The organism is Flavobacterium eburneipallidum (assembly GCF_027111355.2).
Classification (GTDB): Bacteria; Bacteroidota; Bacteroidia; order Flavobacteriales; family Flavobacteriaceae; genus Flavobacterium; species Flavobacterium eburneipallidum.
Map to the genome: position 1 here is coordinate 2,079,159 of NZ_CP114291.2, position 12,599 is coordinate 2,091,757.

Annotated in this window: 15 protein-coding genes; 9 read left to right on the plus strand and 6 right to left on the minus strand. The window is 32.8% G+C overall.

The features are described from left to right. The first annotated feature begins 842 nt into the window (after positions 1 to 842). Complete coding sequence (locus OZP15_RS08625) at positions 843 to 1,265, plus strand: DUF6943 family protein (protein ID WP_281335873.1); 423 nt, start codon at positions 843 to 845, stop codon at positions 1,263 to 1,265. A 22-nt stretch (positions 1,266 to 1,287) separates the two neighbouring features. Beyond that, on the plus strand, positions 1,288 to 1,467 hold the full coding sequence (locus OZP15_RS08630; RefSeq protein ID WP_103725652.1) for a hypothetical protein: 180 nt from the start codon (positions 1,288 to 1,290) through the stop codon (positions 1,465 to 1,467). 246 nt (positions 1,468 to 1,713) lie between these two features. On the opposite strand, the gene OZP15_RS08635 is transcribed toward OZP15_RS08630, so the two are convergent. From OZP15_RS08635 to OZP15_RS08645, 3 genes are read right to left on the minus strand one after another with little or no spacing between them, the layout of a single operon-like run. Beyond that, positions 1,714 to 1,932: a hypothetical protein gene (locus OZP15_RS08635; protein ID WP_269225082.1), complete on the minus strand. Its 219-nt coding sequence runs from the start codon at positions 1,930 to 1,932 to the stop codon at positions 1,714 to 1,716. A 12-nt stretch (positions 1,933 to 1,944) separates the two neighbouring features. Beyond that, positions 1,945 to 2,340, minus strand: coding sequence for a DUF5675 family protein (locus tag OZP15_RS08640; RefSeq protein ID WP_269225083.1), 396 nt, complete (start codon positions 2,338 to 2,340; stop codon positions 1,945 to 1,947). Continuing rightward, complete coding sequence (locus OZP15_RS08645; RefSeq protein WP_269225084.1) at positions 2,340 to 3,098, minus strand: hypothetical protein; 759 nt, start codon at positions 3,096 to 3,098, stop codon at positions 2,340 to 2,342. Before OZP15_RS08645 ends, OZP15_RS08640 begins: the two co-directional genes overlap by 1 nt. 267 nt (positions 3,099 to 3,365) lie before the next feature. Here OZP15_RS08645 and OZP15_RS08650 point away from each other — a divergent pair, with 267 nt between their 5' ends. Both OZP15_RS08650 and OZP15_RS08655 read left to right on the plus strand, forming a co-directional pair. Continuing rightward, positions 3,366 to 3,569: a hypothetical protein gene (locus OZP15_RS08650; protein ID WP_269225085.1), complete on the plus strand. Its 204-nt coding sequence runs from the start codon at positions 3,366 to 3,368 to the stop codon at positions 3,567 to 3,569. A gap of 451 nt (positions 3,570 to 4,020) precedes the next feature. After that, complete coding sequence (locus tag OZP15_RS08655; RefSeq protein ID WP_281335874.1) at positions 4,021 to 4,455, plus strand: cupin domain-containing protein; 435 nt, start codon at positions 4,021 to 4,023, stop codon at positions 4,453 to 4,455. 60 nt (positions 4,456 to 4,515) lie between these two features. Here the strand turns inward: OZP15_RS08655 and OZP15_RS08660 are convergent, their stop codons facing one another. The 3 genes from OZP15_RS08660 to OZP15_RS08670 all read right to left on the minus strand — a co-directional run bounded on the left by OZP15_RS08660 (position 4,516) and on the right by OZP15_RS08670 (position 8,338). After that, on the minus strand, positions 4,516 to 5,556 hold the full coding sequence (locus OZP15_RS08660; protein ID WP_269225087.1) for a GMP reductase: 1,041 nt from the start codon (positions 5,554 to 5,556) through the stop codon (positions 4,516 to 4,518). Between the two features lie 225 nt (positions 5,557 to 5,781). Then, the gene (bamG, locus tag OZP15_RS08665; protein ID WP_281335875.1) at positions 5,782 to 7,014 is read right to left on the minus strand and encodes a BamG family beta-barrel-assembly machinery protein; all 1,233 of its coding nucleotides are present in this window, start codon (positions 7,012 to 7,014) and stop codon (positions 5,782 to 5,784) included. Between the two features lies 1 nt (position 7,015). Further along, complete coding sequence (locus OZP15_RS08670; protein WP_281335876.1) at positions 7,016 to 8,338, minus strand: DUF4270 family protein; 1,323 nt, start codon at positions 8,336 to 8,338, stop codon at positions 7,016 to 7,018. A 227-nt stretch (positions 8,339 to 8,565) separates the two neighbouring features. Here OZP15_RS08670 and OZP15_RS08675 point away from each other — a divergent pair, with 227 nt between their 5' ends. From OZP15_RS08675 to OZP15_RS08695, 5 genes are all read left to right on the plus strand, one after another. Then, positions 8,566 to 9,381, plus strand: coding sequence for a DUF6268 family outer membrane beta-barrel protein (locus OZP15_RS08675; protein ID WP_281335877.1), 816 nt, complete (start codon positions 8,566 to 8,568; stop codon positions 9,379 to 9,381). A gap of 11 nt (positions 9,382 to 9,392) precedes the next feature. Further along, the gene (locus tag OZP15_RS08680) at positions 9,393 to 10,391 is read left to right on the plus strand and encodes a Kelch repeat-containing protein (protein ID WP_281335878.1); all 999 of its coding nucleotides are present in this window, start codon (positions 9,393 to 9,395) and stop codon (positions 10,389 to 10,391) included. Between the two features lie 106 nt (positions 10,392 to 10,497). Further along, complete coding sequence (locus OZP15_RS08685) at positions 10,498 to 10,788, plus strand: DUF4907 domain-containing protein (protein WP_269225091.1); 291 nt, start codon at positions 10,498 to 10,500, stop codon at positions 10,786 to 10,788. Positions 10,789 to 10,896: 108 nt separating this feature from the next. Beyond that, on the plus strand, positions 10,897 to 11,865 hold the full coding sequence (locus tag OZP15_RS08690) for a sensor histidine kinase (protein WP_269225092.1): 969 nt from the start codon (positions 10,897 to 10,899) through the stop codon (positions 11,863 to 11,865). A gap of 1 nt (position 11,866) precedes the next feature. Beyond that, a complete protein-coding gene (locus OZP15_RS08695) occupies positions 11,867 to 12,583 on the plus strand; it encodes a LytR/AlgR family response regulator transcription factor (protein WP_269225093.1) in 717 nt (238 codons plus the stop codon). The last annotated feature ends 16 nt before the right edge of the window (positions 12,584 to 12,599 follow it).

The window sequence follows — 12,599 nt, forward strand, 5'->3', positions numbered from 1 at the left end:
TTTACAAATTTTTATTTTGCTATTTTCGGCACCCACAAAACCAAAAATGCCAGCAAGAGTGTGATTTTTTATTTGCCAGAAAATAAGAAGTAATTGTTTTCACGATGGCCAAGATGCCATAGCAATTTCATAGCACATTCTTTGGTAACCGAAAATTTAATTATTCCAAGAACGTTTGTGGCATCAAGCCATCATAAAAACAATCAGAAACACCCCAGTAAGCAAATAAAAAACCACACACTTGCCTGCGCTTCTGCCTCATCGCACTCGGAATTATCTTTTCATTGTTTTTGTAAGTATTGAAAATCACTTGAAACTTTTCGATAAGATTAAAAATATTGGAAAAGTGATTTTCAATACCCACAAAATCAAGTACAAGAAAGAGTATGAAATTTTAAAGCAGAAAAATAATAGGAATGGATTTGATATTTCTTTTTTCTGCTTTAAAATTTCATACCCTTTCTGAAGAACTTCTATCTTCCGAATCAACTTTTTTAGCCCCCATTTCATAAGAAGTTTATCGGTCACGAGGAAAATAAAAAAATAAATAAAAAGAAAGTAAAGGTAAGCTCCAGTTTCAAGAAAAGAAAGTTCAAGCCCTACGGGTTTTCAATAAAATCTCCACCCTACGTTTTCGTTTCGCTTCAACATTTGCTTTAAATCAAATCCACATTTCCGAACAACTTTATCGTAAAAACCCGGGTAGTATTTTTTTGAAAAAACTTGCTTTTCTTGAAACCTCCACTTGTGAGATGACTTTCTTTTTTTTTCTTTTTTTTCTTTTAAAAAATTTCATAAGCTGCTTGTGGTAGCAAGGCGAATCATTTTAAAAAACCGAAAGTATGCTAAATTTTATCATTAAAACACACCAAAAAAATACGCTTTACACCAAACCCCATTTGTTTATACTTAACAAAGGGATGAACAGCGGTAAGCCACAAAAAGAGCCATTTACGAACAGTTTTGTAGTCATTTTTCAAAATGAAGAAGATTGTGAAAGTTTATATTTTGTGGCTTACAGCTTATGGAAAACCAAGTTTTGGCATCCTTTTTTAGTGGGTTCGGTAATTCCATTTTTACGCCTTCCAAATTTTTCAAAAGAATTCAATCTAAAAGCCAGTTTGATGATGCAGGAACACGAAGAACATCAAAAAAATATTGCAGCTCTTAAACTTTTGGAGAGAAAAGAAAAGCAATTTCACGAGAACATCAATCTTATCAATGACTTACGCAAAACCATTTTATACAGGTATTGCAGAAAATAATTATGAACTTAAATCAAAACTTATGAAACTATTTATTTTGTACCAAACCGACAATTGGAAGTCCAAAGCATCAAGAGTGTGTTTTGGAGTTTTCGACACCAGAGCCAAAGCTATTGACAGCGCAAAATGGCAAGAATTATACAATCACAATTCAGAAGTGGTAGTTTTAGAAGTTACGCTTAATCTATTTGAAGAAGTTTAATTTTTAGCCACAAAAAAAGCCCATTCCTTGCGGTTTGGGCTTCAATATGGTCTAATCCAAAGGTCACCACAACTAGAATTAGACTATTTTTTGTGCTTCTTGATTAAAATTTTGAGTACTAAAGATATTGTAAAACTAACAATCGCACCAACAGTAGCTAATACAATTGTTTTCAAAACATCCTCCGAATGTAAATTCGGTAAAACACTCAAAAATGTACCGCCAGCGGTACCAATTACAGTCGAATTACTGTGTTCCATCGGCTTTTTCGGTTGTCAATTGGCTAACTGCCGAAATAACACCTCCAGCAACCGCCAAATAACCTGCTACCGATGTAATAATGACTGGCAACGCAATTGGTGTTGCTAAAACAGTTCCGCCAACGGCGGCCAATGCCAAACCAATATTTCGAAGCACTTTGAAAAATTTTGGAGTTGGAGCTTTCGCTCTTTTTATTACATTCATAAATTAATGAATTTAAGATTTAACAATCAATTCAATACTTTCGCCTTTATCCAAAGCTTTATAAACCAATTCTTTTAATTTAGCAAAAGCTTTTCGAGACATCAGCCCTAAACCTGGTCCAGAAAGTTTCGTTACTGGAGCAATACAACCATTCAATTCTAATAAAGCATTATTGGCAGGATGAAATAGAATTAGACTTCTGTTTTTTACTTTCAAAACCTCCAAATGCCATTGAAATTTCTTGCTGTATCGTTTTTTTATCAAATATTTCCCTTCCGGAATGCAGGAAACTTTCGTTTCGTTATTTTTCCAAGGCAATTCAATGGTATTACAGGTGAATTTACCCTCGCATTCGAGTCTACCATTCGTTCCATCGGGGAAATAAGTTCTAGTTATCGAGAAAACCATTATACACCGCTATCTACTTTCACAATCGATAATGGATTGTAAGAGCCATTTTTTAACGCATACATTTGACCATTTACCTCTTGGTAAAACTCCACTCCCAGAGCCAAAAACAAAGGTTTGGTACTGGCAGGAGTTACAGGATTTGAATGATTAATAGCAACCGAAGGATTGATATCCCAAGGCAAAATAGCCGTTTCTGAATTGGAAGCAACAAAAGTTTCAGCTTCAAAATCAATTTCTGCACCTGCAGAAATAACTTTATAATGAGTAGCTCCACTAGGTGCAGCAATCATATTCAAAGGAACAAACGAAGCTAAATCAACAATAATATCACCCGTTACACGGTTGATAGTTGCCACAAAAGGAGCAAACAAGGTAGTCCCTAGTTTTCCACCAATGTTGAATTCAAAACCTGCTAAAAGTTCGGCTTCGCCATCAATTATATTTCGCAACCCTCTAACACTAGTGGTGTCAGCTTGGATAACTTTAACCATTTGTTGCGTCAAACGACTAACCATTCTACTGTCCGCAGAATTCAAAAGCAAGGCTCTAAATGCTGTTCTCAAAATCTTTCCAGCTTTTCCCGCTCGACCAAATTCAGAACCATTTTCACGTGTTCTTTGAAACGCAGGATCGCTCGCAATTCTGCTCGCATCAATGCCGCCTTTTTCACGTGCCAAATGACCATCTTTGGTTTTGTAAAAAGTAATATCTCCGATAGTACCTTTCAATTTAATTATGCCTTTCTGTCTTGCCATAATTTCTAAAATTTAGATTAATAATTACTCTAAATCATCTTTCTGTTGCAACATCTTCCGATTGATTTCGAAACAAATTTTAAGCTATTTCAGAACAATAAAAAGGGGGAGGTGTCCGATATGTCCTAAAACGACACAAATGACTCAATAGAGCATTAATAATCATTATTGAACGTCTTGAAATAATGATTAAATTGCACTAGTTTTAAAAAGAGACAGCAAGCTATCAGAAGTATAGCATAGCCTACTCAAAGCTATAGATAGAGTATGAAAATACAAATTAAGAGAATATGTATCTATCCAAAAGACATTGAACGCATCACAGGCAAGAGTTACAGACAAAGCGCTCGAATGTTGCAAGCCATCAGAAAGAGCCTGAATAAGCTTGAAAATGAGTTAGTAACCATTGAAGAGTTCTGCCAGTATGCAGGTTTGAAAATTGAACAAGTAGAACCGCTAATTTTTGGATGAAAAGAAGAAACCAAAAAATAGAGAATAAATTTCCCTAGAATACCCAACTAGTTTAATAACTAGTTCATTTTTTAGTATGAATTAATTGTAGATACATTTGGTCAATACCTTATTAATCAGTAAATTTACATTATAAGATTTAGTGATATTTGTATCTGTTTAAGGAGCAAAATCGAGCCCCTTATGTTTTAGACTAATATATTTTGCTATATATCAACGCATTGAGGATTAAGTTCTAATCCCTCATCGCCCACAAAAAACTCCTTAAGCAATTAAGGAGTTTTTTTTTGCTTTTTTTTAATTCCAGTGTTCAAAAAAGGCGATCAATCCTAAAACCTGTGGAGTGATGAAAATTAAGCATAAATATTAGTTAGTTTAAAATGGAAGAGTTCTAATTGGGCAATCCCAAAAAAATCATTTAATTTAGCTTTCTCTATTAAATAATTAAGCCATGAAACTAACTCCAATTATTAAAATTTTATTTCTCTTTTTGATTGTAAATCAATCGGTTTTGTCTCAAGAATTGAATGTTGAAAAAGAAAAATATACTATCGAAAATTGTGTCAATCATTTTGAGTTAGACAAAGCTATAAAAACCAAAGTTGGATACCAATATTGGTTTATTGATAAGAATTTTATTGATGGAAATACTATGAAGTTGAGTGTTGTGGGGCCTGGTTTATCCACACATCCGCCACACAAACACGTTGAAGAGGAGTTCTTTTTTATTATTGAAGGTACCGCTACTTTTTATTTAGACGGAAAAACAGTAACGGCAGGAGCTTACACCAGTTTCTATTGTCCATCGAATGTGGAACATGGAATTAGCAATGCAGGAAATACGGAATTAAAATATTTGGTATTAAAAAAATATGAAAAGAAATAGATAATAGAACTAACACAAATTTTATCAATATTTAGATTGATAAAATTTGTGTTTTGAAATTTATTTATTGAAAATTACATTCTCTTGTTCTAAAACTCGAATAAAAGTAGTTCTCTTGGTAAGTTCTTTTAATTTGGATGCACCAACATAAGTACACGTACTTCTAATGCCGCCCAAAATATCTTTCAAGGTTATACTAACATTGCCTTTATATGGAATCTGAACTGTTTTTCCTTCGCTGGCACGGTATTCAGCCACACCACCAACGTGCTTGTTCATGGCTGTTTCTGAACTCATTCCATAGAATTTTTTATATTTTTCGCCTTCAATTTCAATTAATTCTCCGCCACTTTCGGTATGACCAGCGAGCATTCCGCCCAGCATTACAAAATCGGCTCCTGCTCCAAAAGCTTTGGAAACATCGCCAGGTGTGGTGCATCCACCATCGCTAATGATGTGTCCACCCAAACCGTGAGCGGCATCGGCACATTCGATAATGGCAGAAAGTTGCGGATAGCCCACACCTGTTTTTACCCTAGTAGTACAAACAGATCCTGGACCAATACCTACTTTTACAATATCAGCACCAGCGAGTAATAATTCTTCGACCATTTCGCCAGTGACTACATTTCCGGCAATAATTACTTTGTCGGGATATTGTTTACGGGCTTGTTTTAGAAAAAGCACAAAATGTTCTGAATAGCCATTGGCAACATCAATGCAAATGAATTTCAGTTGTGGATTTTGGTCGAATATTTCGCCCATTTTTTTGAAATCATTTTTGCTAGTTCCTGAACTTACAGCGATGTAATCCTGAATATTTTCGGGAGCATTTTTCATGAAATACGTCCATTGATCTACTGAATAGTGTTTGTGAATGGCTGTGAATAAATTTTCTTTTGACAATGTTAGTGCCATTTCAAAAGTACCAACAGTATCCATATTTGCCGCCATAATGGGAACACCAGACCATGTAACGGAACTATGCAAAAACTTAAACTCTCTGGATAATGAAACTTCCGATCTACTCTTCAAAGTAGAGCGTTTGGGTCTTATCATAACATCTTTAAATCCTAATTTGAGTTCGGTTTCTATTCGCATAATACTATTGTTTTTAATGTCTAACAAATGTATTAATTTAATAAAAATTAGAACAGGAATTATCCTTAAAAGTTTGTTGATTATTTAATTGTTTTTCAATTATAAAACAATTTGATGCGAATAATTTATTTCAATTTAGTTTTTGTTAGTTTTTATAGAAATTAAAAAGAAGGTACGAAAACGAAATTTCAATACTTTTTTATGATTTTGGATTGGATTTATTTCCTATTCGAACTTACGTTTTACAAACCAAATTGCTTCTAGACTTAAATTGATACCAATAGTATGATAATTTTCTTTTATCAAGCTGTTGTTGGTTGTTCCTTTTTGACCATAAGAATAAGTAATATTTAATAACGAATGGGTGTAATCTATAGGTATTCCAACGCCTAAACTGAACGATTTATTGATGATATTGTTATTGTTTATAGAGAGAAATCCATTATCGTAATTGGCTCCTGCAAAATAATGGATTTTGTCACTATAATAGATGCTTTTTTCCTTTTTTACATAAGATAATCCCAAAGCAAATTTGTCTTGATTTTTGAATTCGCCATAGAAATTAGTTTGATTCGTACCGTTCCAAAGGCTTTTTTCATAATCAAAAGTAAGGTTGAATTTTTTGTTGAATCTTTTACTAAAACCTACTCCAAATTCAAAAGGCAAATAATAATCTGTTGCATCATCGGTTACTGCGTCCTCTACATATTGAGTTTCGGTTTGGTTAGAGGTGGTTACTGATTGTGTTTTGGAAGCCGAGATATGGGCAGGTGATTTTAAGGTAATTCCAAGTCTGAAAGTAGAATCGATTTTGATTTGATTGCCTAGTGTAAAACGAACTCCTTTGTAAAAATTCTTTTTGTCAATAGTAGTAATAGATTGTGCAACAGTAAAATCTCGGATGTCATTGATAGTCCCAAAAAATAACGAAGAACTCAATCCTAAAGTAAAATTTTCATGAATTTTATAGCCATACGAAAGATCAAAATTATTCAATCCGCCATTGCTTTTTGCGTCCAACGTATAATATTCATTGCTATTTGCAATAGGAATTTGATAATTTGAAATCAAATAAGTGGCACTCGAATAGGGTTTTAACGAAACACCAATTCCTGATTTTGATGTAATTGGAAAAGCGATAGCAATGTGCGAAAACTGGAAATTATTTCTTTTTTCACTATCCGATTGACTAACATAATTGGTTTGAATTCCTTTCATTCCAATATCAAAAAAGAAGCTATTTTTGCCAATTAAGCCTAAAGATGCTGGGTTTTTGTTATTGATAAAAGAGTCCGAAGGCAAAGCAATTCCTGATGATCCAATGGATGGAAGCGAACCAAAATCAGTTTCATACAAACTTCCTAAACCATAAATAGAATAAGGAGAAGTCGCTACACTTTGAGCCATCAAACTAGCATATGTTGTGAGAAACAGGATAAACCAAAATTTGTTTTTCATGCTAATAGGAGATATAATATATTTTTAATCTAATTTTATTTTCTGGATTTTTCTGATTCCCTAAAACGATTCGGTTTACGCCTTTAGAAATATTAGGAAATGTAAAAATCAAAGACGATTTGGTGCTAGTTGTTTTTTGCATTTCTTTGTATAGAAAAGCTCCTATGTTTATACTGTAACCAATGTTTTCGTTGAATTCGTCGGGTGTATTGTTCAACAAAGCCAATGCTGCAGAACCATCCGATCGGGTTAGGTATTTTGATATTCGATTCAAATTATCACTTTCATACACTTGCAAGGAATCTTTGATGGGAAACAATGCCGATGCACTATTTTTTATAGGTTTGATAATCAATTCAGCATCGACAATGACTCCTTTTTTAGAAATGTATTTCAATTGGTTGAGATACGGAAAATCAATTCGACACGCCAATCCAGTTCCTGATTGGATATAAGAACTATTGTTGGTCAAATTACTACTTAATTTATTTCTAGAATCAGGTAGGTTTTCAATTGCTGTACCAGTTCTATCCAATGTGATATTGTTGAATTGTTTGTCGATACCATTTAAGGTAAAATCCTTGGTCAAGGAATATTTAGAGTCACTATTGGTCTGTTTGTAATACAATCGCATCAAACTAGTTGTGGTATAGCCAATTGCACTGTTTGAATTTGAAGCCGAAGATTTAATCACAATTCCTTTGAAATAATCGTTGAATTCATCGGCATTGGTGATTTGGTTGTTTTTCAGTTTGGTAAACATATTTTTTCCAAAAGTGTCATCAATAGTGATATGAACCGAATCTTTTCCGATAGGTTTTGGATAAAAAGTTTTTGTGCCAATGCTATTGCTGCTGTGAATTAAAGTTGAATTGTTATAAAAACTATCATCATCCGTGTTGGGTTTTACTTTTTGAGTCAATTGATGAATGTTTATCGTTTGTTGCTTGGTCGTGTCACCATAATAATAACGATCGTATTTTAATATTACAGCTATCGAATCAAATACATAGTTATTGGTTTCAGTATCCGAACTGCTCGTTCCTATGTAATAACTATCGGGAGTGAGTTCCATATAACTTTCAGATTTTACTTTTCCTAGAATTGGATCCGTGTAATTGCCAATTAAAACCCGACTTTGACTGGAGGTTACCAAAGAATCAAAATTAATGGTTGACATTTCTACGGTCAAGGTATCAATCAAAATCACTTTGTTATTGACACTCAAATAATCAGAACCCACCACATATTCGCCCTCTAAATTGTCAGTTTGACAAGAGGTAAAAAGGGTTATGAAAAATAATAGGAACAAAATATACTTCATAATTTTTTTTCGCAAATCTATATCCTGAAGCTACATTTCGAACTATAATATATACTAGTGGCAAATATGTATCTACTGAATTGCCTTAAAACACTACAACACTTCAAAACATCTCTATATTTTACTGAACGATGATTTAAGCCCATTCATCTATTGAAACTAGCCAACCATATATATTCTTTTTTTGCGATTAGAAACCTAGATAGATTTGTTCCAATATTGATATAATGAAAATAAGGAATACAATAAAAGGGTTGTTTTTTTGTGTGGTTTTTAATTTGAGTGCTCAAAATAATCTTTCGGTAGCGTTGGGAGTAAATACGCAACCAACCGAAAATATAAAAGTAAACCAAGTCAATTTAGGCGTTGATTATAGTCAAACATTTGGAACAAAGTTTAAGATTGAAAATGAATTAAAATACAATTCAACGAACATCAATTATTTCAACACGGATTTTTATAATTCATCAACTGCTTTGAGTGAGATGAGTAACAGATTAAGGTTTAGTTATTTGAAATCAGATAAAATGAATGTGAATTTTGAAATAGAACCTTTTATCGCTAGTGCGAATAATTTAAAAATTTCGGATATCGATGTATTAGGAGCCTTGAATGTTGATTTGATTTTGAGTGCCAATAAAATCATAACAGTAGGAGCGAGCAGGAACAATATTTTCGGAAAAACACTGATTTTACCAACATTGGCTTATTATTATGAATACAGCAAAAAGTTGAATTTCGTTGTTGGATTTCCAGAAACCAAGATGAGTTATTCTAATAATAGCAGAAATGTCTTTGCTTTAAAAAATGAATTCAACGGAAGTTTGTACCAATGGAATAATTCCTCAAAAGCGAGTTTTTCGCAATTCACAACGACATTAGAATTCGAACGCAATATGGACAAAAATTGGTTTGTAAGTTTCAAAGCAGGCTATGATTTCAATAAAAAATACTTGCTTTTAGACAGCTATAACAATACAACTACTGATTTTAATATCAAAGACGGATACAATTTTGGAATAATAATTAAATATAAACATTAAAACAATACATTATGATTACATTAAAAAAGGCACTGGTATTTTCGATTATTCTTGTTCCGTTTTTATTCTCCAGTTGCACAGAAGATGATGATACCGATGATTTGATTGGAAATTGGATCGAAAAATCTTCCTTTGATGGACCAGCTCGATCCAGTGCGGCTAGTTTTATTATCGGAAATTTTGCTTATGTAGTAACGGGTTATACGGGCGATGTGTATCTAAACGATTTATGGGTTTATGATACTCAAGGCGATTTTTGGGAACAAAAAGCCGATTTTATAGGAGTTAAAAGAAGTTCGGCATCAGGATTTTCATTGGATGGAAAAGGATATGTAGGTCTGGGCTATGACGGAACCAATCGTCTAAAAGATTTTTATGAATACAATCCATCGACTAATACTTGGACTCAAAAAGCTGATTTTGCAGGTTCTGCACGTTATGGAGCAGTAGGTTTTCAGGTGGCGGGCAAAGGCTATTTTGGAACGGGTTATGACGGAAATTATCTAAAAGATTTCTATCAATACATTCCATCAACAGATACTTGGACACTTTCATCAGGTTTTGGAGGAAATAAAAGAAGAAATGCAACCGTTTTTGTAATCAACGACAAAGCGTATATTGCAACAGGAACAAGCAATAATGTCTTGCAAACTGATTTTTGGGAGTTTGATGGAAATACCGAAGTTTGGACTAAAAAACGAGATATTGACAGAGGAGATTCTGGAGAATACAATGAAGATTACGCTTTAACAAGAGCTAATGCAAGTAGTTTTGTAATGAACAATTTAGGATATTTGGCAACTGGAGATAATTCAACATCCGTTTGGCAATACAACCCTGATACTGATTTGTGGTTAGAAAAAACCTCATTGGAAGCTTCGGGAAGGATTGATGCTATTGGTTTTGCCATCAACAATAGAGGTTATATTATGTTGGGTCGTTCAGGAACAAGTTATTTCGACGATTTGCTTGAATTTAAACCTAATGATGAGCAAGTTGATAATGATTAATTAAATGCAGATTTTAGATTTTAGATTGCAGATTCTTCAAAATCAGATAAATTTGTATTTATTAGGCTGTAAATCTAAAATCTACAATCTGAAATATACTATCAAAATGAAATTATTAAAATTAATATTTGTTTTTTTACTTCTAGTTTCTTGCCATCAAAAACCGGTTTATGAGTTAGAATCGTTTCAAGTAGATGAAGGTTGGGGATACACCATTGCGGTTAATCATAAAGTTTTAATCAAGCAAACGGTAATTCCAACGCTCTCCAAACAAGAAAGTTTCAAGAGTAGAACTGATGCTTTGAAAGTGGGAAATTTGGTTCTCGAAAGGATTAAACAAAATTTATCTCCAACGATTGCCAAAAAAGATTTAATTTTATTAGAAATAGCCCTCTAAATGGATGTAACCTCGTTAAAAAATAATTCAAAAAACCAAATACTATTGCACAGTTGTATTTGGTTTTTTTTCATTCTAGCTTCCTTAATGCAGTTTTACGAAAGCCCAATGAAACTCAATAATGATTTCTTTGTCCAATGGTCAACAGGAATATTTTTATTCTATTTAAACTATTTTTATTTAGTACCTAATTTGCTTTTGCAAAAAAAACACCTTCAATTTTTTGCAGTTTTAATTCCTTTGATAACGTTATTTATCGTTTTTAGAACTCAATATTTAATGCCTGATATGCACGAAATGCAACATCCAAAAATGTTTGATGCACTTGGCAAAGAAATAAGATTTTCAAAGAACAAGCCTTTGTTTTTTAGGATAATGCCAGCAGTTTTCTATCTTTTGATTATTGCAATAAGTACGATTATTAGGGTTTTGTCTGAATACTTTAACAACCAACAACACAAATTATTTGTCGAATCCGAAAGAACTACCGCCGAACTGATTTATTTAAGAAAACAAACCAATCCTCATTTTTTATTCAATACCCTGAATAGTATTTATTCATTGGCACACAAAAAATCCGATTTGGTTCCCGAAGCCATTGTTACTTTATCAGAATTAATGCGTTATATGCTCTACGAAACCGATAATAAAACGGTTTTGTTAGAAAAAGAAATCAACTATATTCAGAATTATATTGAGTTGCAAAAATTGCGTTTGAATAATATTGAGAATATCTTTGTCAACATTCACGGTGATACTCGGAATAAATATATCGAACCTTTGTTGTTGATTTCATTTATAGAAAATGCCTTCAAATACGGAACGGATTATAAAGGAAATACCCGTGTGAAGATTAAAATCCAAATCGAAGGAAATAATTTAGATTTTTGGGTCGAAAACCGAATAGAAAAAAATGTCTCAGATCCCGAAAATTCAGGAATTGGAATCAAAAACATCAAAAACCGACTGAAATTATTGTATCCCGATTCGCATGCGCTTACCATTGTCGAAAAATATCAGAACTATTCGGTACATTTAAACCTGAAATTAGATCAAATTCAAACTGCAAATATTTAATATGAAATGTATAATTATTGACGACGAACCATTAGCAGTTGATTTGCTCAAAGATTTTGTGAGTAAAATCGAATCTTTAGAACTGGTCAATACCTTTAACAATGCCATTGATGCTATTGCTTTAATAAATAAAACAGAGGTAGATTTGATTTTTCTGGATATAGAAATGCCACATTTTACAGGAATCGATTTCATTAACGCTATCGATAAAAAACCATTGATTATTTTCACCACGGCTTATTCTAATTATGCTGTAGAAGGATTCGATTTTGGTGCTGTTGATTATTTAATAAAACCCATTCCATTCAACCGATTTTTAAAAGCAGTAGTTCGAGCCGAAAATATTTTTGCTCCTTCAGAACCTGTTCAAAATACAATTTCTCCAACTATTGCCACCGAAGAAACAAACGATTTTATGTTTGTTAGAGCTGAATATGAGAATATCAAAATCAATTATGCCGATATTTTATTCGTCGAAGGCCTGAAAGATTATGTCAAGATTTACACTACCGATGGTAAGTATATTCTAACCTTAATGAGTTTGATTAAGTTAGAAAATGCCTTGGCTAGCAAAGGCTTTTCAAGAATTCACCGTTCGTACATCATCAATTTGAAACACATCAAATCCATTCAAAAAAATAAAGTGTTAATTGCCGATAAACGTTTGCCAATAAGTGAAAGTTATAAAACTACTTTTTTTAATAAAATCAATTTGTAAAAAAATGAAAGAGAAA

What these genes read in the sequence shown, in the direction of transcription:
- OZP15_RS08625 (WP_281335873.1), top strand. Translation starts at nt 843, where the DNA reads ATGCTAAATTTTATCATTAAAACACACCAAAAAAATACGCTTTACACC.
- OZP15_RS08630 (WP_103725652.1), top strand. Translation starts at nt 1,288, where the DNA reads ATGAAACTATTTATTTTGTACCAAACCGACAATTGGAAGTCCAAAGCA.
- OZP15_RS08635 (WP_269225082.1), bottom strand. Translation starts at nt 1,932, where the DNA reads ATGAATGTAATAAAAAGAGCGAAAGCTCCAACTCCAAAATTTTTCAAA.
- OZP15_RS08640 (WP_269225083.1), bottom strand. Translation starts at nt 2,340, where the DNA reads ATGGTTTTCTCGATAACTAGAACTTATTTCCCCGATGGAACGAATGGT.
- OZP15_RS08645 (WP_269225084.1), bottom strand. Translation starts at nt 3,098, where the DNA reads ATGGCAAGACAGAAAGGCATAATTAAATTGAAAGGTACTATCGGAGAT.
- OZP15_RS08650 (WP_269225085.1), top strand. Translation starts at nt 3,366, where the DNA reads ATGAAAATACAAATTAAGAGAATATGTATCTATCCAAAAGACATTGAA.
- OZP15_RS08655 (WP_281335874.1), top strand. Translation starts at nt 4,021, where the DNA reads ATGAAACTAACTCCAATTATTAAAATTTTATTTCTCTTTTTGATTGTA.
- OZP15_RS08660 (WP_269225087.1), bottom strand. Translation starts at nt 5,556, where the DNA reads ATGCGAATAGAAACCGAACTCAAATTAGGATTTAAAGATGTTATGATA.
- bamG (WP_281335875.1), bottom strand. Translation starts at nt 7,014, where the DNA reads ATGAAAAACAAATTTTGGTTTATCCTGTTTCTCACAACATATGCTAGT.
- OZP15_RS08670 (WP_281335876.1), bottom strand. Translation starts at nt 8,338, where the DNA reads ATGAAGTATATTTTGTTCCTATTATTTTTCATAACCCTTTTTACCTCT.
- OZP15_RS08675 (WP_281335877.1), top strand. Translation starts at nt 8,566, where the DNA reads ATGAAAATAAGGAATACAATAAAAGGGTTGTTTTTTTGTGTGGTTTTT.
- OZP15_RS08680 (WP_281335878.1), top strand. Translation starts at nt 9,393, where the DNA reads ATGATTACATTAAAAAAGGCACTGGTATTTTCGATTATTCTTGTTCCG.
- OZP15_RS08685 (WP_269225091.1), top strand. Translation starts at nt 10,498, where the DNA reads ATGAAATTATTAAAATTAATATTTGTTTTTTTACTTCTAGTTTCTTGC.
- OZP15_RS08690 (WP_269225092.1), top strand. Translation starts at nt 10,897, where the DNA reads ATGAAACTCAATAATGATTTCTTTGTCCAATGGTCAACAGGAATATTT.
- OZP15_RS08695 (WP_269225093.1), top strand. Translation starts at nt 11,867, where the DNA reads ATGAAATGTATAATTATTGACGACGAACCATTAGCAGTTGATTTGCTC.